This is a genomic window from Streptomyces sp. NPDC002467 (assembly GCF_042889825.1).
Classification (GTDB): Bacteria; Actinomycetota; Actinomycetes; order Streptomycetales; family Streptomycetaceae; genus Streptomyces.
The window spans coordinates 51,151-71,703 of sequence record NZ_JBIARJ010000003.1 but is presented as its reverse complement, the minus strand read 5'-3'; the positions used below and the strand labels follow the sequence as shown (position 1 = coordinate 71,703).

Genomic DNA, 20,553 nt, shown 5'->3' with positions numbered 1-20,553 from the left:
GGCGGGTGCCGTGACCGACTTGATCGCAGCACTGGACGGCGAAAGGGACGGTGGCGGCGATGAGTCTCAAGAAGGCGGTATACGAGAGAGAGCTGCTGCGGCTCCAGACGGAGCTGGTCAAGCTCCAGGAATGGACGCGCGTGGAAGGTGCCCGCCTGGTCGTCGTCTTCGAGGGTCGTGACGCTGCGGGCAAGGGGGGCACGATCAAGCGCGTCGCCGAGCACCTGAACCCCCGTGTCGCACGCATCGCAGCCCTGCCCACACCGACTGGGCGGGAGCGTACTCAGTGGTACTTCCAGCGGTACGTCGAGCATCTGCCTGCCGCCGGAGAGATCGTCCTCTTTGACCGCAGCTGGTACAACCGCGCCGGAGTGGAGCACGTCATGGGGTTCTGCACGCCCGCCGAGCACCAGCGCTTCCTACGCCAGTGCCCGATGTTCGAGCGGATGCTGGTCGAGGACGGGATCTTGCTCCGCAAGTACTGGTTCTCCGTCAGCGACGCGGTGCAGGAGGAGCGGTTCCGACGCCGCGCGGAGGACCCGCTGCGCCGGTGGAAACTCTCGCCGATGGATCTGGAGTCCCTCACCCGCTGGGAGGCGTACTCGAGGGCCAAGGACGACATGCTCGTCCACACGGACACGGCCGATGCCCCGTGGTACGTGGTCGAGAGCGACGACAAGCGCAGCGCGCGACTCAACATGATGGCCCACTTGCTGTCCTCGGTTCCCTACGCGGACGTGGCCGTACCGTCGCTGACCTTGCCGCCGAGGCCTCCGTCCACGGGCTACCAGCGTCCGTCCAAGGAGCTGCAGACCGCCGTACCCGACCACGCAGCTACCCTCGGGAAGGATTGAAACGCGGTAGGCGCCGGTGGTGTCTGCTCCCGGATTTCCAGAACCTCGGTCAACGGGCGGCGGGGCGTGTCGGGGCCTGCGGGGCCGTAGCCGAGGCGGAAGACCATCTCTGCACGTGTCCCATGGCCGCGACCGGGTCGCGGGCCGTCGCGCGCAACTCCGGCCATTCCAGGGGATGGGATGTCATCGAGGTGGCAAATGCCGTCGGCGGTTGACTGCACAAGGACGCGCTCCATCGCCTGGCCGGCGCGCAACCAGTCGGCCCTCGTGTCCCCCTCGGAGCTCAGCAGAGCCGGCTGTGGCCGCCTCTCGAACACGGCCCAGCCGCGATGCGGTATGGGGTTGGCCCAGCCGAAGTCACCCACGGGGGCAGGGCCGCCAGGTGTTCCGGCCTTCCTCGTCGACCGACAGCCGCTTGACCCGGTGCCGCAGCATGACCCGGGCCTCACGGACCACGCTCCACTCGGGTCGGGTCGTGACGGCCGGGCTCGTCATCGGCTGCACGGCTGTTGCCGCACCACCGGCGGGCCGCCGGCGGAGAAGGTCGGCTTCGGAGGCGACGCCGACCACCTGTCCGTCCTGGGCCAGGAAGGGGAGCGCGTTGACGTTCCTCAGCGGGTCGGCCGGTACTCGCGATGGTCTGGAGGGCGACCCGTCCGTGGGTAGGGCCGTCCGGGCCCCGAGGGGTCCGGACGGCCCTGGTGGGCTCCGCCTGGGGGTGGTTTCATGGAAGTGCGGAAAGGGTCCTTGCGAGGATGCGGAGAAGCGGCCGAGCGCCGTGCACCGCACAATCGGGTTCCGCGAGAAGCGGGCGGACTCTTTCCGCTCTTGCTGCGTGCCCCGCACGGCCGTTCACCGGTTTCCACTCCTTCAGTCGTGGGCAATGACGGCCACGGGGGCCGCTGCGTGGTGCAGGACCGCGTGGGCGACCGATCCCAGGTGCGCGCCGAGCGGGGAACGGCGCACATGGCGTCCCACGACAACGAGTCCAGCGCCGTGCGAGGCCTGGACCAGATGCCCGCCCGCGGATCCCATGAACACGTTGCGGCTGACGTTCACGTCGGGGAACTTGTGCTGCCAGGGCAGCAGCATGTCGTCCACCATGTGTGTGACGCTCCTGCCGATGTCCCGCTCGTTGTCCGGGTCGAAGAACGGGACGTAGCCGTAGGCGGCCGGCATCTTCCAGCCGTGGACAGCCCGCAGCAGGCAGTTGCGTCGGTCCGCCTCTTCGAAGGCGAACGCGAGTACCCGGTCGCACGCTTCATGGATGTCGACGCCTACGACGATCTCGGCATTGGTGCCGGTGCCTGGTCCGTCCGGGTTGTCGGCGACGCGAACGAGGACGACCGGCGTGTCGGTCGCGACCACGGTGGACATCGCCGCCGAGCCGACGATGAAGCCGACCAGGCCTCCCAGACCGCGTGATCCCAGGACCAGAAGCCCGGCGTCGGCGGCCTCGGCCGCCAGAGCGGCTGCCGGCCGGGCCGTCAGGCAGCGGGTCGTGATCTCCAGGTGAGGGTGGCGCCCGCGCAGTTCCTGCGCGGCTTCGGTCAGAGCCTGGTCCGCCCAGCGGTCCACGTCCTGGCTGCCCAGGCCGGGGAACACCGGGTCCAGGGGCCAGTCGACGGCGTGCACGAGCCGCAGCGGCACCTGGCGCAAGACAGCCTCCTGCGCCGCCCAACGCGCCGCTGCCCGGCTCTCCGGGGAGCCATCGACTCCGACGGTCACGTGGTTCTTCATGGCTGCGGTTCCCTTCGTACCGTCAGGTGCTCATCACCACGGCATCGCATGCCGGGCCTGGTCCTCGTGAGTGGTTGCCGTGTCGTCCGTGCGGGCGGTGACACGCGATGCCACCGCGACGACCCCGTCGAGTTGCTCGACGAGGCTGAGGAGTGCGGGGAGCTGACTCCGGCGCTCGACCTGGCCGGCCAGGGTGACGATGCCGTCCACCACGTGGACGTCGACGTCACCGGTCGGCACACCGAACACTTCCGTGAGGACCTCGCCCGTGACACGCCGACGTATCTCGGAGTCCGGGCGCAGGAACATGCGGAGCAGGTCCCGGCGGGTGACGATGCCGACGAGCCGGTCCTCCACGTCCACGACAGGGAGGCGTTCGATACCTCGGCGGGTCATCAGCCGGGCGGCGCCAGCCGCTGTCTCTTCGGCGCGGACGGCGACCGCGGGCGCGGACATGACGTCGCCCGCTGTGGGCGGCACTGCCGCTGTGGTGCTCTGCTGGGAGGTATGGGGGCCGGGGCCCGTGTGGGCCAGCAGGTCTGTCTGCGAAGCGATGCCCACCACGCGGTCCTCGTCGTCCAGGACAGGAACTCCGGAGATGTCGTACTGGGCGAGGAGCTTCGCGACGTCCTTAAAGCCGGTGCCCGGGGCCACGGAGACGACCTCGTCGGTCATCAGGTCCGCCACCTTGATGTGCTTCATGAGGCCCTCCTGCTCCGCCGTGTCACGCGAGGCTGATGTCCGATGCCGGGTGTGCACCCACCATCCGTCGGCGCCTGCCGGCGATCGAGGGCCGAACGGTCCCGTCCGGGGGCCCGTAAGGGCCCGAGGTGCGAGGCCGCGGCGATGGGGACCTTTGGTCCTGTCGGCGGTCCCGGGCGGCCCTCTTCCCGAAGCGCCGATGGTGCCAGCGTGAGTGGTGTCTCTCATCGGCTTCTCGGTTGGGAGGAATCGTGGAAGGCACATTCCGCACCCCGGACACCAGCTCGGTCACCGTCGGCGTGGACGGCTCGCAGTCGGCGCGCGTCGCTGCCCTGTGGGCGGCCAAGGAGGCTGTACGCCGTGGCCGTCCGCTGCACATCGTCTACGGCGCCGACACCGACGGCAGGGCCCTGTATGTGGCGGCGGAAACCATCGAACGGGTCCGCGTCAACGGCCGGGCACTCCTGGACGACACGGCGAAGGCCGTGTCGGCTGAGCACCCCGGCCTCAGCGTGACCACCGAATTCAGCCGCGCGGACGCCGTCAACACCCTGCACCGGGCCGGCGGACTCCACGGCACGGTCGTGGTGGGCAACCGCGGCCTGGGCGGGTTCAACTCCCTCATGCTCGGCTCGGTCGGGCTGGGAACCGCGGCCATCGCCATGACCCCCGTCATCGTCGTCCGAGGCATCGACGGGACCGAGGAGACCGGAACGGTCCTCACGGCGATCCGGGACGAACACGACCTCCTGATCGCCCGGTACGCCGCCGAGGAAGCCGAGCTGCACAAGGCCTCCCTGCGGCTGCTGCACGTGTGGAACGTGCTCCAGTCCGTCGGTGAGGTCGTCAGCATGCTCGACGGCATCGACGAGATCGCCGGCGGGCACGCAGAGAGTCTGCGGGCCGTCACGGACGTGGTCCGCGGCGAGTTCCCCGACCTGGAGGTGCAGGCCGATGCGGAGAAAAGCATCTCCGTGGCCGGTGTCCTGGTCGAGGCGTCCCGTCACGCCGACCTGCTCGTCATGGGCGGCCGCCGGGTCCCAGGGCCCCTCGGACTCGCCCCCAACCTGGGCAAGGCCACGCACAGCCTGCTGCACCACGCCCACTGCCCCGTCCTCCTCATCCCCCGGACCGGCAGCGACTTCGGGAGCCGGTCATGACCGGCCACCCGGCAGGAAGCCGTGACATCGTCGTGGGCATCGACCCGGACAGGGACTGGCACCTTGCCCTGGCCTGGGCCTCCGACGAGGCACAACGGCGCCGGCACCCGTTGCGCCTGGTGCTCGCCGTACCGTCCCAGCACGACGCCCATCACGTCGATGACGCCCCCGGCCAGACGGCCCTGCGGCAGGTCGGATCCGACAGACTCGAACAAGCCTGCAACTGGGCGCGTGACCGCCACCCCGAGGTGAACGTCACCGGTGATCTGCTCGGCGGCTTCCCCGCCCCCGTCCTGGGCCGCGCGGCGCGAGAAGCCCGCATGATCGTGCTGGGCTCCCGGCACCTGAGCCGCACCGCCGAGTTCTTCAGCGCCGGCTCGCTCGTGGTTCCCGTCACCGCCCAGGCCCATTGCCCGGTCGTCGTTGTGGGCGATGCCGAGCACATCAGCCAGCAGCCGCCCTACGTCGTCGCGGGTATCGACGGCAGTGCGTCCGCCACTGCCGCGCTGGACTTCGCCTTCGACGAGGCCGACCTTCGAGGTGCGGCGCTGCGGGTCATCTGCGTGTGGCAGCCGCCGCTGATCATGCTGGACGACGAGGAGGTGGCGCTGCGGGCCCAGCGCACCCTGCTCTCCGAGGCCACCGCCGGCCTTTCCCAGAGGTACCCGGACGTGCACGTGACGCACGAGGTCTTCACCGGCCACCCGGTCGAGGAACTGGCCCGGGCCGCCGAACACGCCCTGGCCGTCGTCGTGGGCCGCCGCGGCCGCGGCGGATACACCGGCATGAGGATCGGATCCGTCGTCCACGGCCTCCTGCACCGCGCGCACTGCCCAGTGATCACCGTCCCCACCGAATGAGCCCGCCATGACCAGCCGCGCGATCGAGATGCCGTCCGTCGGGCCCTCAGCCCCGGCGGGGCTGACGCAGGCCGAGGCCGAACGCCGACTGGCCCAGTACGGACGCAACGACCTGTCCCTGCTCGGGGCCCAGCTGGGCGTGGCCCTGGGGCTGCGGGCCCGGTTGCTCACCACCCGAAACCTCTTCCTCCCCGCCTCCGTGGCGGCCTCCGCCCTCCTCGCGATGGCCGCCCTGCACGTTCCCGCTCTGCAGTCGCTGCTGAACACCCAGCCGGTGGGCTGGGCCGGCACAGGACTCGCCACCGCGGCAGCGCTCGCGGCATTCGTCGCCGTCCGGCTGCTGCGGGGCGCATTGCACAGAAAGGCATGACCATGAACACGTACTCACCTGCCCACGGGCACGGGATCCACGCCGAGGTGGGCGACCAGATCGTCGTGGGCGGCCCCACCGTCGGAAAGCCCGGCCGTGACGGCGAAGTCATCGCCCTGCACCACCCGGACGGCACCCCACCGTACGACGTGCGCTGGTCCGACACCGGTCGTACCACCGTGTTCTTCCCCGGCCCGGACGCCCACGTCCGGCACCTCCACGACGAAACCGGTACGCCGCAGCACAAGGCGAGGCCGGACGGGGCAATGGCCCGCTGAGTGGAAAGGCCGGGCCCCCGGCCGGAGATACCGTGGAAGCTATGGCCATCTCGCCATCGCTTCCGGCCGGAGGTGGGGACGAGCTCAGCCGGTCAGCCCACCGGCACGAGCGCAGGCGAGCAACCCACACGGAGCGGCGTTCCCCGGCTGCGGCTCGATACTCGAGGCCGTCATGGCCGTGGGCCGGGAACTCGACCTGCCACAGTGCTGCGCGGGATCGTCGAGGCCGCCGTGGTGCTCGTGGAAGCCGAGTACGGGGCCCTCGGAGTCATCGGGGCCGACAAGAAGCCGGCCGAGTTCCTTCCCGTCGGCATCAGTGACGAACTGCGTGGGCAGACCGGGGACCTGCCCTCCGGCGACGGCATTCTCGGCGAGCGGATCCACCACCCCGAGACCCTGCGGCTGTCGGAGCTGTCCGAGCATCCTGCCTCGTACGGGGTCCCGGCCCACCACCCGCCGATGCACTCCTCCTTCGGTGTCCCCATCCGGATCCGCGAGAAGGTCTTCGGCAACCTCTATCCGACCGAGAAGCGCGGTGGAGTCGAGTTCGACGCCGCGGACGAGGCGGTCCTGTCGACCCTCGCGGTGGCGGCCGGCATCGCCATCGAGCACGCCAGGCTCTTCGAAGGTCTCCGGCTGCGCGAGCGCTGGCTGGAGGCCAGCTCGGCGTCAGCCCGAGAGGTGGACCGGCTTCGGCCCGGCCGTGGCCGTCACCGTCGGCACCAAGGAAAAACTCAGCGGCGTCCTGATGCTCGCCCGGCGGCACGGCCGCCCCGGGTTCGCCGGCGCGGAGATCGCCGCGCTGCCGGGGTTCGCCGGCCAGGCCGCCCTGGCTCTGGAGCCGGCCGACCGGCGCCGCGACGCCGAGCAGTTGAGCCCGTTGGAGGACCACGACCGCATCGCCCGCGACCTGCACGACCTCACCATCCAACGGCTCTTCGCCACCGGAATGACCCTCCAGAGCGCCCAGCGTTTCGTCGACCACCCCGAGGCGTCCGAACGGCTCGCCCGCGCGGTGGACGACCTGGACGCCACCATCAAGATCATCCTGTCCACCATCTTCGGACTCCGCGAGCACGAGACCCCGGGTCAGGCATACAAGCTGCGCTCCCGCCTGGTCCAGGCCATGGACGAAACCTCGGCGGCCCTCGGTTTCGCCCCGGCCCTGCGGATGGAGGGACTGATCGACACCGACGTACCGTCGGCCGTCGCGGACGAGGCCCTCACCGTGGTGGGGGTAGCACTCACCAACGTCGCCCGCCATGCCCAGGCGACGCGGGCCGAGGTCTCGATCGCCGCGACCGTCGGAAACCTGACCATCACCGTGACCGACGACGGCGTCGGCCTGACCGAAGGCGGTCGGCGCAGCGGACTGCGCAATCTGGCAGAGCGCTCCGACAGGTTGGGCGGCCGGACGGAGGTCGCAGCGCGGGATGGCGGGAGGAGAGGCACCCACCTGGAGTGGCAGGTACCCCTGGCTCCACCATCGCGGTGACCGTCACCGTTCTCTCTACTGCTGCGCGGTCCCGGTGTCGCGCTCGTGTACCTGGGCGGCGATGACAGCCGCTTGGACCCGCCGCTCCACGCCGCGCTTCCCCAGCAGCCGCGAGATGTGGTTCTTGACCGTCTTCTCGTACAGGCAGAGCCGCTTGGCGATCTGGCGGTCGGTGAGTCCCTCACAGGCCGGAACGGGCATGCGAGAGCGCTGCTCACGGCAGACGGTGATGCCGTCGCTGTCAGGCAGCCTTACGTCGAACACGGCCACGTCCGGGCGCAGCGCCGGCCCGCGTGCCAGTGCCTGCTCGGCCGCAGCCAACCCACCTGTGCCCGTGAGAAGGCACTAGGCAGCGACGGCGCCGTCCAGCTCTATCCGGACGTCCACGACACCCTCGACCGCACGGATCGCCCGTGCGAGCAGGGGGACCATCGCCCGGTCGCGCAGCGGGCCGCGCAGGGTGACGACCCCGTCCTGTACGGCGAAGTCCACGTTCACGCCGGCCGTCAGCTCTGTGAGCACGCTCTGGCGGATCTCCTCCTCGAGCTCCTCGTCGGGCCGCAGGAACACTTTGAGGAGGTCGCTGCGGCTGACCACACCCTCCAGCATGCCGAGCGCGTTCACCACGGGCAGGCGCTTGACGTGCTTGCGGGCCATGATGCGGGCGGCTTCGGCGACGGGTGCGTCGGGGTGCACGGTGATCGCCGGGCTCGACATGAGCTCCTCGGCCAGCACCCCGCCGGCCTTCGCAGCCTCCTCCAGCTGTTCGGGCAGGGTGGGGTCCGTACGCCGGAACTCCTCCTTCGGCAGCAGGTCCGCCTCGGAGACGACTCCGACGACGCGGCCCTCGCCTTCCAGGACGGGGACCGCGCTGACCTTCCACTGGTGCATCAGCTCGACGATCTCCTTGTAGGACGCCTCGCGGCCGATGGCGACGGCGGTGTGCGTCATGACGTCACTGACGGTGTAGCGGGATGCGGGCATGACGACTCCTTCGCCGTACGGACGATCAGAGGAAGCTGCCGCTGCCGTAGGGCGCGTACAGATCGAGAAGGCGTACGCGGGCGGCCTGCAGCCGGTTGGCGAGGACCTGCCCAACCCAGTGGCCCAGGGCAGAGCCGAAGGCCGCGTCGGCGTCCATCAGCGTCCGTACACGCGCCGCGTCGAACTCGTAGGCGCGGACGGGCGTCGTCGCCTCGGCGCCCAGACGCCAGGTGTACGGCTTGAAGAGCCACGAGCAGCCGACCAGCTGGCCGGCGCCGAGGCTCTCGATGACGGCGGCGTGCCGCCCGGGCACGTGGACGTCCAAGGTCACGGTGCCGGACCGTACGATCCAGAACCGGTCGGCGTGGCCGCCTTCGCGGAAGAGGCGCGTCCCTTCGGGGATGTTGACCTCTCGGGCCAGTTCCATCAGGCGGGAGCGGCAGTCGGCGGGCAGTGCCTCGGAAATCCGGGTGGGTGAAGGGGTGCTCATGAACAGCCTCCTGTTCGGGTCCGACTTCAGTCTTGGCGCTCCAGCCGGTCCCGGGCATGGGCCCTGTGGTCCCGTCCACGGGCCGATCGGCCCATGTCCGAGAGCGGCGTACGCGGAGATCCTGGCAGCAGACGGCCCGTTCACGGCCTTCCGCCCGTACCCGACTGACAGGCGCGCGACGTACGGGAACGGGCAGGGCATGGGAACCGGGGGTGTTCGCATCCCTCCCCACACTGTCCGTCCTGATCGCGACCTGCCCGCTCGTCGAAGGACGTCCACGATGAAAAGCCACCCCGCCGGTGCGACCACCACTTCGCCTGCCGCCAGTGTGCCGAGACGGCAGATCGAAGAGCTCAGCTCCGACGAGGCGCTACGGCTGCTCGGTACCGCCGAACTGGGCCGGATCGTCTTCACCCGCCACGCACTGCCCGCCGTGCGCCCGGTCAGCCACGTTCTCGATGCCGGCGACGTCATCATCCGCGTCCAGGACGGATCGACGCTGACTGCCCTGCTCGCGGCCCAGCAAGACTCAGGCGTGGTCGTCGCCTACGAGGCCGACGACATCGATCCGGGTGAACACCTGGGCTGGAGCGTGGTCGCCACCGGCTACGCCGCCCCTGTCACCGACCCCGACGAGATCGAGCGGTACGGGCGTCTCCTGGAACCGTGGGCCGCGGGCAGCGCGTCGAAAGCGATCCGGATCAGACCCGACCTGGTCACCGGCTTCCGCTTGCGCGAAGGTGGCCCGTAGCGGCGCCGGTTCGCGCGCTTCACCTCCACTCGGCCGTCCGCACGTCACGATGGTGCGGCACACTCCCGCAGGAGTTCCGGAGGTTCCATGCCGAAGCGCGGATGGACCGTGGCGGTCCCGCCTGTTTTCCACGGCTACCGGGCTGCCTGGCTCCGGGGTGATGTGCCGGCCGGCATCACGGTCGCCGCCTATCTCGTACCGCAGGTCATGGCGTATGCCGGGGTTGCCGGCCTGCCTCCGGTCGTCGGTCTCTGGGCCGCCCTCCCTGCCATGGTCCTCCACACACTCAGCGGGTCCTCCCGGCTGCTGTCCGTAGGCCCGGAATCAACCACCGCCCTCATGACCGCCGTGGCCGTGGGCCCGCTGGCGGTCGGCGACCCCGCGCGGTACGCGGCGCTCTCGGCGGCCCTGGCCGTCGTGGTCGGCCTGCTCTGCCTCGTCGCGTGGGCCGTCAGGCTGGGCTTCCTCGCGGATCTCCTCTCCAGGCCGGTCCTCGTCGGCTACCTGGCCGGGGTCGCCCTGATCATGATCGTGGACCAGCTTCCCCGTCTGACCGGGACCAGCGGCAGCGGATCGGGCTTCTTCCCCCAGCTGTTCTCCTTCCTCCACCACCTCGGTGACGTGCACTGGCCCACGGCCGTGCTCGCCGCCGGATACCTCGCCCTTCTGTTCGTCCTCCCCCTGCTGTGGCGCCCGCTGCCCGGGCCCCTTGTCGTCCTGGCGCTCGCCACCGCCGTGGTGGCGGGCTTCGCCCTCGACGAGAACCACGGCATCAGCGTCATCGGAGCCGTCCCGACCGGCCTCCGGGCTTCGCCCTGCCCGATCCGTCGGACTACCCCGACCTGGTCCTGCCGGCCTTCGGAGTGCTCCTCGTCGGATATTCGGACGTCGTCCTGACCGCGCGCGCCTTCGCCCGCCACGACGATCCGCACCCCTTGGCAGCCAACCGCGAGCTGTTGGCGCTCGGCGCGTCCAACATCGGCGCCGGCGTCCTGCACGGCTTTCCCGTCAGCAGCAGCGCCAGCCGCACCGCCCTCGCCGACTGCGCCGGCGCCCGCACCCAGGCGTACTCCCTCGTCGGTGCCGTCTGCGTGGCCGCCGTCCTGCTCTTCCTGGGTCCGTTGCTGGCCCACACCCCGTCCGCCGCCCTCGGCGCGATCGTCGTCTACGCCGCCGTACGCCTGATCGAGGTAGGCGAGTTCCCAGGCTGGCATCCTTCCGCCGCCGCGAGTTCCTGCTCGCCCTCGGCTGCGGACTCGGCGTCCTGGCCCTCGGCATCCTCTACGGCGTGCTCCTCGCCGTCGCGTTGTCCGTCGCCGAACTCCTCACCAGGGTCGCCCGACCCCACGACGCCGTCGAGGGAATCGTCCCGGGTCTGGCCGGCATGCACGACGTCCACGACTATCCGAGCGCGCGCACCATTCCCGGCCTCCTCATCTACCGATACGACTCGCCGTTGTTCTTCGCCAACGCGGAGGACTTCCGCCGCCGGGCGCTGGCCTCGGTCGCGGCCCAGGACGAACCGGTGCACTGGTTCGTCCTGAACACCGAAGCCAACGTCGAGGTCGACATCACCGCCCTCGACGCCTACGGGCTGACAGCGAAGATCGGGCCGGAGCACATCTTCCCCACGCTCCCCACCGCCGTTGCCGCCTACCAGGACTGGCAACGCACCTCGGGCAGCAGCGATCCGGCCCACGAACCCGAACGGTGACCGCACTTGCCGGCATCCTCATCAAGGACGTCACGGAGTGGATGGGCACGTCGGCCTCGCGGCTTGACGCTACGGTGGAAGAGGAGCCCGCCCGCCGGAGCAGGAAGGGTTGGGTCCTGCCGGACAGAGACGGCAGGCCAGGTGCGGGCGGTCGGGGGTGAGGCACCGGTCTCCCACGCCCCATCGGGCCGGTTCAACGCGTGCTGCCCGCGCTGTACATCTCAGAGCACCGGCGCACGGCGAACGGTTGGCACCTCATGACAAAGGCTGCTGCGCAGCCGGGAGCCGACGTGGCGACCGTCCGACTCGTCGACCACGGTAGGCGCCCGCCGCGGACCGGCCGAGGCGGCCGGTCCGCGGTCCCTGGCTCTGACCTGTCAGCGGTCCTGCTTGCGCCTACCTCCGATTTGGAGTGGCCGCATCATCTCGTTGTCCTCGTGCTCGACGATGTGGCAGTGCCAGACGAAGCGGCCAGGGTGGTCGAACCGGGCCTTGACCCTGGTGATTTCTCCCGGATAGGCGATCACGGTGTCCTTGAAGCCGAGCTCCCAGCTCTCCGGCGGAATGGGTGCCCCGTTGAACGGCTGCCGGTTCACCACCTCGAACGCCACCTCGTGGATGTGGATCGGGTGGGCGTCCACAGTGAAGTTGTACAGCTCCCATGTTTCGGTCGCGTTCAGCCTCGGGTTCTCCGTGACCGGGTCGTCCCAGGCGAGCAACACCGGATTGCCGGCGGAGTCGACCGTTCCCAGCAGGTTCTGGACCGGCGTTCCCGGTGGCACCAGGGGACTGCTGGAGTTCGCCTCGTTCAGGGAGAGCCGACGGGTGACGCTCGCGGACCCGAGCGGCCTGATCCTGGGCAGCCTGAGCCGGTCCGGCGGGACACTGGTGTCCTTGCTCGCCAGCGGGCCGACCACGAATTTCATCACCTGCCCCGTGGTGGCCGGATCCGCCACGGGGAAGGCCACTCCCGGTTCGCCCCGGCCGAAGGGTTCGTCCGCGCCCTCGTTGATGAGGTACAGCTCGGTGCCTTCCGGAATCCCGGTGAAGTCGACGATGACGTCGGCCCGCTCCGCATTGGCCAGCAGCAGCCGCTCCAGCCTCACCGGTGCGGGCAGGAACCCGCCTTCGTTGCCGATCTGCCAGAACGGTACGGCCGACTGGGCCGGCCGGACGGTCGGGCTGTCCGCGATCTTCAGGATGAGGAACCGGGCATTGCATCCGTTGAGGAAGCGCAGCCTGTAGCGACGCGGTTCGACCTCGAGCTTCGGCCATGTCCGCCCGTTGACCACCATGGTGTTGGCGAAGAATTCGGGGTTCCAGATGGGAGATACGTCGGTGGTGGGAATGTACGGTCCCGGGAACCCGTCGAAGAATTCCCGGCTCGTCGGGTAGAACAGCGAGCCGTCCGAATTGAACGAGCGGTCCTGGATGGCCAGGGGGATCTCGTGGTACCGGGTACCCGGCCGATCCCCGAAGGCCGGCGCCGGGCCGGGCAGGGCCCCCTTGGGCAGGTCGCAGTCGCCGCCGCGCAGCAGATAGAAGCCGGCGGGGCCGGCGTAGACGTTGAGCCGGGTCAGACCCAGGGTGTGATCGTGGAACCAGAGGGTCGATGCCCGCTGGTCGTTCGCGTACTGGAAGGTCGCGGTACCCGGGTCCCACTCCAGGCCGTGTTCATCGGCGAACTTCTCCCGGAACTCGTCGTAGAACGAGCCCACGGTGGCGAATCCAGCAGGAATGTTGTTCGCGCGTGGCAGGTACCACGCTTCGGTGTAACCGTCACTCTCCTCGGTGGAATGCCCACCGTGCAGGTGAGTGACGATCGGTACGGGGCCGGTGTACGGACCCGGCGTCGAGGTGAACGTCGGCCGGGAATCCCGCCCGGCCGTTCCGCCCGGCGGGTTCGCCCAGTGCAGGGTCGGGTCGACCGCCAGCAAGTGCGGAAGAAAACGGCCCTGACCGTCGACGAGATCGTTCACCCAGGTCACCCGGACAGGCCGGTCGGTCTTGGCCTCAATGGTGAACGACGGGTAGTTGAACGTGCTGTCGTCCCCGAGCGAGCCGTATCCCCACACGGTGGTGGACGGCAGAGTGGGAGGCAACACCTGCTGGCTGAACTGCCGGACGCCGATGACGTACGTGTCGATGCCGTGCTTCGAGTGGCGGGCCTTCGGCATCACCGGCGGGATCACCAGGCTGGTGACGTACTTCGGGATGGTCGTGGGGTCCAGGGTGGGGACCGGGAACGCCCGGGCAGACCCGGCTCCCGGGGTCACCGCGGTCCCGCTCGGGAGTGCCACCGCCCCATGAGGGCCCGGAAGGACCAGGGCCGCCCCACCAACGGCCCCGGCTACGAGCATGTCTCTTCGTGCGATCATTTCTCTCGCCTTCTGCAGCCCGAGGGCGCCGACCACTTCCTCACTCAATGCTACGGGTGAGACACAGTGGGTAATCAGACGATGCCCGGTGTGTCGTCGGGCTGTCGGGACAGGCAGCGAGCGAGCGGAAAATCGGCGCAGTCATGGCCAACATCCGTTGGCGGCAAATGACCTGCTCCCGGCCTCGGTCTTCTCGTAGCCTGCCAGACATGCCGTCAGATTCGTGACTCTGGCGATCAGGCGGACCTGGGAGACGAAGCCGTGGAGCTCGGCCCCCAGCGTGCCGTTTTGTGCCAGTCGTCAACGCGGTCCTCTTGGAGCCGGCGGTCAGCCTGTCTACCCGAACGAGGAGCCCGCGGCCGAGCAGCTGCGCCGGGCGCGGGACGACGCCTGGCTCGGCGACACGGCAATTCAGCACCCGCGTCGTCACCGATCACGCAGAGGCCGAGCACCTCGGCTTCACCGGCTCCCCAACCATCCTCACGGGGCATGCGAGCCGTGATCTGGGGCTGTTCGGGTCTCGCAAGGGACCACATGGCCCTCCCTCCCCATGCGCGCCACGGAGGATGCTGGAAGCGGAACACAACCCGGATCTCGCAGGAGGTCCACCGATGAAGCACCACGTGACCGTCGGCGTCGACGGCTCCTCAGGGAGTCGGGCGGCAACTCGGTGGGGTGCCTGGGAGGCGTCCTTGCGGCAGGTGCCTCTCAGACTCGTCCACGCTGTCGACTGGCCCACGGGCCCCGCCCTACCGGGGTGGGGACTTGAAAACGCCGACCAGTGGGCCGACGAAGCCCTAACGGAGGCTCTGGAGGATGTGCGCCGCCTGCACCCGCAGGTGGAGGTCACCACCCGATGCCTCTCCGGGAGGCCCGCCGCCGACCTGGCCGCCGAAGCAACCGGCACCGGACTACTCGTCCTCGGTTCCCGCAGCCTGGGCAGGCTCGTCGGCGACGCCCTGCCGTCACGGTACGGCGAGATCGTCGTCGGCATCGACATCCACGAAGCAGCCGGCAGGGTCCTCTCGTTCCCCTTCGAGGAGGCAGGACGTCGCGCATGCCCACTTCGGGCGGTCCGCGGCTGGAAGCTTCCCGCCGCCTACATGCCACCTTCTTCGACCCCGACACGAACGGGAAGTCGGCCGGAGCGACACGGAGATGCTGGACGACATGCTGCTGCCGCAGCGCCACAAGCTCCCGTCCGCAGACGTCACCCACGAGGCCTTCATCGGCCCACGGGCCAGCACCTCGTACAGGCGGCGGCGAATGCAGACCTCGCCATCGCCAGCCGCCACCTGCCTTGCTCACCACTGGGCGCACATCTGGGAAGAGTGGCCCACGCCGTCCTGCATCACGCCGCCGCCCCCGTCGTCGTCATCGCACCCTGACCGCGACGTACGCAAGGGAGTCCTGCCATGCCTCACCGCACTGTCGCAGACGTCATGACCCGGGATGTCGCCACGGCCAGTCCCGAAGCGACGCTCAAGGCCGTCGCCTGGACCCTCGATTACAACCGTGTGTCCGCCGTACCCGTCGTGGACACCCGTCGCCACCCCATCGGCATCATCTCCGAAGCAGACCTGCTCCGCAGGCAGGCCGGCCTGCCGGATACCGCGGGACACGATCCCATGCACGGGCCGTCTCCGGTGGGCCGCCACTCCATGGACGCCCGAACGGCCGGCGAGCTGATGTCCACCCCCGTACTGACCGCCCGCCCGGAGTGGGGCATCGTCGAAACGGCGCGCTTCCTGCACGAACGGGGCATCAAGCGCCTGCCGGTCATCGACGAGACCGGAACCCTTGTCGGCATCGTGAGCCGCTCGGACCTGCTGCGGCCCATGCTGCGCCGCGACGACGCCATATGCGACGAGATCGTCGCCGAAGTACTCGGACGCACACTCCGGATGACCCCGGGCGGCGTATCCGCATCCGTACGGGAAGGCGTCGTCACCGTGAGCGGCAGGGTCGAGGAGCGCTCCACCATCACGGTGATCGAGCGGCTGTGCAATTCGGTCGACGGGGTCGTCAGTGTCGACCAGAGTCTCGAATTCGCCGTCGACGATCTGGCACTGGATCCCGATCCGCCCAACAGCACCACTGGCCGCGGCTGAACGCGCACAACGAAGGGCGGAAAGCGCCCGCCCGCTGCTCGCGGATCCCGATTGCGCGGTGCACGGCCGCCAGCCGCTTCTTCGCGTCCTCGTGGCCACCGGAGCGTTCCTCCTCTCGGCTGCGGCCCGACCGGCGACCGATACGGTCGCTTCGTTGGGTTCCAAGCGGAGATCGGCTGCGCCTGCACGTAGGCTCGACGCGAGCGCTCCGGCATGGAGGTGGGTCCGTCGCCGACCAACTGTCAGGCGATGGGGCGCCTACGTCGTTCGCCGGCCGACACGGGTCTCGAGCAACCACAGGGTGCCGTGTTCAATCGTGAACTCGATGTCGCACACATCACCGTAATACGCTTCCAGTTGCTCCATGCACCGGTGCAACCGCTCGAACGAGGCCGGGTCCAGCGTGGCCAGCTCCTGAAGCGGCAAGCTGTTGCGGACGCCCGAGACGACGTCCTCGCCCTGCGCGTTCGGCAGGTACTTGCCGTACAACCCTGGACGCCCGGCGGTCGGACCCCGGCTGAACACGACGCCACTGCCGGAGTCGGCTCCGAGATTACCGAAGACCATGCTCTGGACGGTGACCGCCGTTCCGGACCGGAATGCGGTGAGGACCGCCTGCCACAACTGCTCGGCCGGATCCTGCGGAAACGCCCTCCCGGTGCGTTCGAGAATGAGGTCCTTGAACGTTTCGACGACCCGGATGAGGTCGCAGGTGTCCAGCCGTGAGTCGTCTACGACCCGGTGTTGCAGCTCAATTCGCCGGAGCACGTCTTCGAAGAGTGGGCTTTCGACACCCATGACCGTACTGCCGAACATCTGCACAAGACGTCGGTAGGAATCCCAGCCGAACCGCTCCCGGTCGGGCACCCTGGCCAGTCCCAGCACGGACAGGTCATTCAGTCCGATGTCCAGGATGGTCTCCGTCATGCCCGGCATGAAGGGACCGGCACCCGCCCTGACCGACAGCAGAAGCGGGTCGTCCACCTGCCCCAGCCTCCTGCCGGCAGCCTGCTCCACCGCCGCCAAGTGCTCGCTGACTTCGCGTTCCAAGCCCTCCGGCGGCTCGCCGGTGGCCAGGAAGACACGGCAGGCAGCGGCGGTGATGGTGAAGCCTGGCGGAACGGGCAGGCCCATGCACACCATGTCCGCGAGATTCGCGCCCTTGCTTCCGAGGAGCTCGACCATGCCCCGGCTGCCCTCGCTGAAGTCGTACACGTACAGACCCATGCCTGCCACCAGCCTCTTCGCTGACACCTTTCCTCTCGGGGGCACTGATCGCGTCCGCACGGACACGCGTCGTGCCATGCGGACGCAACCGCCGGATCCGTTAGCTCTCTCCTGATCCCGGCCAGCCGTGACCTGGCCCGTGCGCGCGCAGTGCGGTCAGACGTTGCTCGTACTCTTCTTCGTCGATCTCGCCTCGGGCGAACCGATCGGCGAGCACCTGCTCGGCAGAAGGCGCAGCCGGGGGCTGCACCTGGCCTGAGGAAGAACGGTCGACGCTGCGGAGGAGCAAAACGACTCCCGCAATGGCCAGGGCCACGAGAAGGACCATGCTGAGCGACATGGCGATCCAGCCCCATCCGCCCATTCCGGGGTCGTACCAGAACATGACTCACGCTCCTGTTGCGACGGTCCGGGACACGGCCCGCAGGGCATATCCCCGATGTCCTCACCGTCCGTCGGCCCGTGCCGTCCCGGCATGGGCCGGTTGGGGTCGCGGGCGGGGCCGATAGGCCCATCCCCATGGCGGTGTCCGCCCCCTGGCCAGGCAGCGGGGACTCACACGAAGGCCGCAATGAGTACGCGTTCCGACCCCGGGCGCCACCTCAAGCGTCGGCTCGCCATCGCATAACTTGTGGCAGAGGCCAAGTATCGACGGCACGGACTGCCGTGGCGCAGTGTGCGGGCGCCGGACAGCACGGTGTCCTTCCAGGTGGCCTGGCGGGGGCCGGTTGGGGCGATACCGGCCTGGTGAGGAGAGTGTCAGCATGTCGGATCCGGAGCAGGGCCTGGGCGATGTTCAGCGTGCGCACTGGCAGCAGATCTACGGCGAGCATCCCGGCATGTACGGCGAGGAGCCGTCCGATCCGGCGATCCATGCCGCTGCCGTCTTCGGGGCCGCTGGTGCCCGGAAGGTGCTGGAGCTGGGGGCCGGCCACGGCCGCGATGCGCTGTACTTCGCCCGCCGGGGACTCTCCGTATGGGCCGCCGACTTCAGCCCGGCGGGTCTGGAACAGCTGCGCGTAGCCGCCGCGGCCCAAGGGTTGGCCGGGCAGGTCACCACGGCGGTTCACGACGTCCGCCAGCCTCTGCCCATCGCGAACGCCTCGGTGGATGCCGTGTTCGCGCACATGCTGCTCTGCATGGCGCTGTCCACCCAGGAGATCCACGCCCTGGTCACCGAAGTACGACGGGTACTACGGCCGGGCGGAGCCTTCGTCTACACCGTCCGCCACACCGGGGACGCCCACTACCGAGCCGGTACCGGGCACGGAGACGACATCTGGGAACACGGCGGCTTCGCCGTCCACTTCTTCCCCCGCGACCTCGTCGACGCCCTCGCCAGAGGCTGGATTCTGGACGAGGTCGCCGCGTTCGAGGAAGGCGACCTCCCCCGGAAGCTGTGGCGCGTCACGCAGACCGTCCCTCAGTGAGGAACTGTTGAGGGCCCAATGCTGTCCGATCTCGGGTTCTGGTCGGACTCTGTCATGCCGCCCCGATGCTCGGTGCACCGGGCGTCAGACCTCGTCAGGCAGTCCTCACCGAACGGGAACCGTGATCACCGGGCAGTGCGCCCGGTGCAGCAACCCGTGGACGACCGATCCGAGACGCATACCGGTATACCCACCCCTCCCTCGACGGCGTGCGGCTTCCGCCGCTGCCCACAACGCCGCCCGCCGCGGGCCGGTTCGGACCCGCCGACGCCGGCGCCGAGTTCCGAACCGCTCGCGGTGCCTTCCATGGTTCCCCCCTCAGGGAGCCGTCAGGGGTCCGGCTCTCGGGTCGGCTCGTCGGGCTCCTCCGCCAGGAGGGCCGTCCAGTCCCTGACAGGGACGGGTGGTCCTGGTTCATGCGATCCCGCGCCGTGGGTGCGGCACGGGTCCGATCGGGCCCAGCTCCGGACCATTCGGCCCTCCTCCTCCCTTCGCATGCGGCGGATCGTGGATATCGGCGTCCTCCGGCCTTCCCGTCCGGGTGGATCACCGCAACGGCAGGAGATGCCTCATGAAGCACATCAAGGTCGAAGACCTGATGACCGACGAGGTCGTCTCGGTCGTGACGTCCACCCCTTTCAAGGTTGTCGCCAAGCTGCTCGCTCAGCACGACATCAGCGGACTGCCGCTCCTCGACGACGAGGACCGCGTGCTCGGCATCGCCTCCGAGAGCGACCTGATCGGCCGCGCAGCCGCCGATCACGCACCGGTGAGCGAAGAGCCCGATGCCGGCTGGGGCGGAACCGCGTCTCCGTCCGAGGTGACCTTCACCGCTGGTGAGGCCATGTCCGCACCGGCAGTCACTGTTCACGCGGACGAGACCGCGGCAGGAGCCGCCCGGCTGATGGCCCGCCGAGGCGTCGAGCGGCTGCCGGTCGTGGACGACGAGGACCGACTCGTCGGCATCGCCACCCGCCGTGACCTGCTCTGGCTCTTCCTGCGACCGGACTCGGAGATACGGCACCGCGTGTGCGCGGACATACTGGTGGACACCATGGGACTGGGCGCCAAGGCGGTCACCGTCCACGTGGTCGACGGCATCGTGACGCTGGAGGGCCGACTGGAACGTCAGAGCCAGGTTCCGGTCCTGATCCGCCTCACCAGCCAGCTGGACGGTGTGGTCGCAGTCGCCTCCCGACTGGCCGCCACCCTCGACGGCTCCCTGCTCACCCCAGCGCGCTGCGGCGCGCCGCAGCGCCTACGGGGTGTCCCCGTAGGCGCGACGCCCCGGGTGGACCGTCTGGGGGACTCCCCCGACGACCGCTCGCCGCGTTTGCGGCTTCACCCGACTTGACGCTGTCGGACCTATCAGGACGCCGCTCTGGAGGCATCATGAAGCACCTTCGCACCGTCGAGGACGTGATGACCCATGCCGTCATCTCCGTCGAGCACAGAACAACGTTCAAGGACATCGTGGAGTCCATGCGGCAGTGGCGGATCAGCGCCCTGCCCGTCCTGTCGGAGGAGGGACGGGTCGTCGGCGTGGTGTCCGAAGCGGATCTGCTGCTCAAGGCCCAGGGCACGGACGAGTCTCGCGCAGTCACCGCCGGGCAGCTGATGACCGTACCTGCGGTCACCGTGACCAAGGACGCCACGATCCCCGGCGCCGCCCGCCTGATGGCTCGCGGCCACTTCAAGCGGCTCCCGGTCGTCGACGGCGACGGCCGCCTCATCGGCGTGGTCAGCCGGGGCGACCTCCTCAAGATCTACCTCCGCCCCGACGCCGACATCGCCGAGGAACTCCGCGAACTGATCACGGCAGAGCTCATCCCGGCCGGATCGGCCATGGTCCAGGTCCACGTGGCCGACGGCATCGTGTACCTGGACGGCTCCATCCCCGACCCGGCCCTCAAGGACGTGCTGGTGCGTGTCGCACGCACCGTCCCGGGCGTCGTGGACGTCACCGCCGTGCGCCTCGACACCGAAGTCCGTACGTGAGGGAGGCTGAC

At 69.5% G+C, this 20,553-nt stretch carries 18 protein-coding genes and 5 pseudogenes; 13 read left to right on the top strand and 10 right to left on the bottom strand.

The genetic code is table 11. The annotated features are described in order from the left end of the window. Nucleotides 1-59 precede the first annotated feature (59 nt). Nucleotides 60-854 (top strand): polyphosphate kinase 2, encoded by a 795-nt coding sequence (gene ppk2, locus ACFYYJ_RS06690; protein ID WP_389129258.1) that lies wholly within the window; start codon nucleotides 60-62, stop codon nucleotides 852-854. Nucleotides 855-1,211: 357 nt separating this feature from the next. Here the strand turns inward: ppk2 and ACFYYJ_RS06685 are convergent, their stop codons facing one another. The 3 genes from ACFYYJ_RS06685 to ACFYYJ_RS06675 form a co-directional block, all read right to left on the bottom strand. Next, complete coding sequence (locus ACFYYJ_RS06685; RefSeq protein ID WP_389129255.1) at nucleotides 1,212-1,358, bottom strand: hypothetical protein; 147 nt, start codon at nucleotides 1,356-1,358, stop codon at nucleotides 1,212-1,214. A 366-nt stretch (nucleotides 1,359-1,724) separates the two neighbouring features. Beyond that, nucleotides 1,725-2,594 (bottom strand): universal stress protein, encoded by an 870-nt coding sequence (locus tag ACFYYJ_RS06680; RefSeq protein WP_389129252.1) that lies wholly within the window; start codon nucleotides 2,592-2,594, stop codon nucleotides 1,725-1,727. 33 nt (nucleotides 2,595-2,627) lie between these two features. Next, on the bottom strand, nucleotides 2,628-3,296 hold the full coding sequence (locus ACFYYJ_RS06675; RefSeq protein ID WP_389129249.1) for a CBS domain-containing protein: 669 nt from the start codon (nucleotides 3,294-3,296) through the stop codon (nucleotides 2,628-2,630). Nucleotides 3,297-3,547: 251 nt separating this feature from the next. Here ACFYYJ_RS06675 and ACFYYJ_RS06670 point away from each other — a divergent pair, with 251 nt between their 5' ends. The 5 genes and pseudogenes from ACFYYJ_RS06670 to ACFYYJ_RS06650 all read left to right on the top strand — a co-directional run. Continuing rightward, entirely contained in the window at nucleotides 3,548-4,456 is a 909-nt protein-coding gene (locus ACFYYJ_RS06670; RefSeq protein WP_389129246.1) for a universal stress protein, read from the top strand. Next, the gene (locus ACFYYJ_RS06665) at nucleotides 4,453-5,316 is read left to right on the top strand and encodes a universal stress protein (RefSeq protein ID WP_389129243.1); all 864 of its coding nucleotides are present in this window, start codon (nucleotides 4,453-4,455) and stop codon (nucleotides 5,314-5,316) included. The genes ACFYYJ_RS06670 and ACFYYJ_RS06665 overlap by 4 nt, the downstream gene beginning before the upstream one ends. A 7-nt stretch (nucleotides 5,317-5,323) precedes the next feature. After that, the gene (locus ACFYYJ_RS06660) at nucleotides 5,324-5,686 is read left to right on the top strand and encodes a cation transporting ATPase C-terminal domain-containing protein (RefSeq protein ID WP_389129240.1); all 363 of its coding nucleotides are present in this window, start codon (nucleotides 5,324-5,326) and stop codon (nucleotides 5,684-5,686) included. Next, nucleotides 5,683-5,964 (top strand): DUF1918 domain-containing protein, encoded by a 282-nt coding sequence (locus ACFYYJ_RS06655; RefSeq protein WP_389129233.1) that lies wholly within the window; start codon nucleotides 5,683-5,685, stop codon nucleotides 5,962-5,964. The genes ACFYYJ_RS06660 and ACFYYJ_RS06655 overlap by 4 nt, the downstream gene beginning before the upstream one ends. Before the next feature lie 157 nt (nucleotides 5,965-6,121). Next, nucleotides 6,122-7,459 (top strand): annotated as a pseudogene (locus tag ACFYYJ_RS06650) (GAF domain-containing sensor histidine kinase); the annotation flags it as partial. Nucleotides 7,460-7,474: 15 nt separating this feature from the next. Here ACFYYJ_RS06650 and ACFYYJ_RS06645 read toward each other — a convergent pair. The 3 genes and pseudogenes from ACFYYJ_RS06645 to ACFYYJ_RS06635 form a co-directional block, all read right to left on the bottom strand. Then, nucleotides 7,475-7,786: pseudogene (locus ACFYYJ_RS06645) on the bottom strand (response regulator transcription factor); the annotation flags it as partial. 18 nt (nucleotides 7,787-7,804) lie between these two features. Then, complete coding sequence (locus ACFYYJ_RS06640; RefSeq protein ID WP_389129230.1) at nucleotides 7,805-8,443, bottom strand: CBS domain-containing protein; 639 nt, start codon at nucleotides 8,441-8,443, stop codon at nucleotides 7,805-7,807. Nucleotides 8,444-8,468: 25 nt separating this feature from the next. After that, nucleotides 8,469-8,933, bottom strand: a complete 465-nt coding sequence (locus ACFYYJ_RS06635; RefSeq protein WP_389129227.1) for a Crp/Fnr family transcriptional regulator — start codon at nucleotides 8,931-8,933, stop codon at nucleotides 8,469-8,471. Between the two features lie 280 nt (nucleotides 8,934-9,213). Here ACFYYJ_RS06635 and ACFYYJ_RS06630 point away from each other — a divergent pair, with 280 nt between their 5' ends. Both ACFYYJ_RS06630 and ACFYYJ_RS06625 read left to right on the top strand, forming a co-directional pair. Next, nucleotides 9,214-9,684 carry a pyridoxamine 5'-phosphate oxidase family protein gene (locus ACFYYJ_RS06630; RefSeq protein WP_385129549.1) on the top strand — a complete coding sequence of 157 codons (471 nt, stop codon included), beginning with the start codon at nucleotides 9,214-9,216 and terminating at the stop codon, nucleotides 9,682-9,684. 87 nt (nucleotides 9,685-9,771) lie between these two features. Continuing rightward, nucleotides 9,772-11,398, top strand: a pseudogene (locus ACFYYJ_RS06625) (SulP family inorganic anion transporter). Nucleotides 11,399-11,775: 377 nt separating this feature from the next. On the opposite strand, the gene ACFYYJ_RS06620 reads toward ACFYYJ_RS06625, so the two are convergent. Continuing rightward, nucleotides 11,776-13,698 carry a multicopper oxidase family protein gene (locus ACFYYJ_RS06620; RefSeq protein WP_389129223.1) on the bottom strand — a complete coding sequence of 641 codons (1,923 nt, stop codon included), beginning with the start codon at nucleotides 13,696-13,698 and terminating at the stop codon, nucleotides 11,776-11,778. A gap of 644 nt (nucleotides 13,699-14,342) precedes the next feature. On the opposite strand from ACFYYJ_RS06620, the gene ACFYYJ_RS06615 reads away from it, so the two are divergent. After that, nucleotides 14,343-15,164: a universal stress protein gene (locus tag ACFYYJ_RS06615; protein ID WP_389129220.1), complete on the top strand. Its 822-nt coding sequence runs from the start codon at nucleotides 14,343-14,345 to the stop codon at nucleotides 15,162-15,164. A gap of 27 nt (nucleotides 15,165-15,191) precedes the next feature. Next, a complete protein-coding gene (locus tag ACFYYJ_RS06610) occupies nucleotides 15,192-15,887 on the top strand; it encodes a CBS domain-containing protein (protein ID WP_389129217.1) in 696 nt (231 codons plus the stop codon). 264 nt (nucleotides 15,888-16,151) lie between these two features. Here the strand turns inward: ACFYYJ_RS06610 and ACFYYJ_RS06605 are convergent. Next, a pseudogene (locus ACFYYJ_RS06605) lies at nucleotides 16,152-17,114 on the bottom strand (PEP/pyruvate-binding domain-containing protein); the annotation flags it as partial. A gap of 100 nt (nucleotides 17,115-17,214) precedes the next feature. Then, complete coding sequence (locus ACFYYJ_RS06600) at nucleotides 17,215-17,499, bottom strand: SHOCT domain-containing protein (RefSeq protein WP_389129214.1); 285 nt, start codon at nucleotides 17,497-17,499, stop codon at nucleotides 17,215-17,217. Between the two features lie 379 nt (nucleotides 17,500-17,878). Between ACFYYJ_RS06600 and ACFYYJ_RS06595 the strand changes: the two genes are divergently transcribed. Continuing rightward, entirely contained in the window at nucleotides 17,879-18,544 is a 666-nt protein-coding gene (locus ACFYYJ_RS06595) for a class I SAM-dependent methyltransferase (protein ID WP_389129211.1), read from the top strand. 105 nt (nucleotides 18,545-18,649) lie between these two features. Here the strand turns inward: ACFYYJ_RS06595 and ACFYYJ_RS06590 are convergent. Next, nucleotides 18,650-18,754, bottom strand: a pseudogene (locus ACFYYJ_RS06590) (universal stress protein); the annotation flags it as partial. A 361-nt stretch (nucleotides 18,755-19,115) separates the two neighbouring features. Here ACFYYJ_RS06590 and ACFYYJ_RS06585 point away from each other — a divergent pair. Both ACFYYJ_RS06585 and ACFYYJ_RS06580 read left to right on the top strand, forming a co-directional pair. Next, entirely contained in the window at nucleotides 19,116-19,898 is a 783-nt protein-coding gene (locus ACFYYJ_RS06585; RefSeq protein WP_389129208.1) for a CBS domain-containing protein, read from the top strand. Between the two features lie 38 nt (nucleotides 19,899-19,936). Further along, complete coding sequence (locus tag ACFYYJ_RS06580; RefSeq protein WP_389129205.1) at nucleotides 19,937-20,542, top strand: CBS domain-containing protein; 606 nt, start codon at nucleotides 19,937-19,939, stop codon at nucleotides 20,540-20,542. Nucleotides 20,543-20,553: the final 11 nt, after the last annotated feature.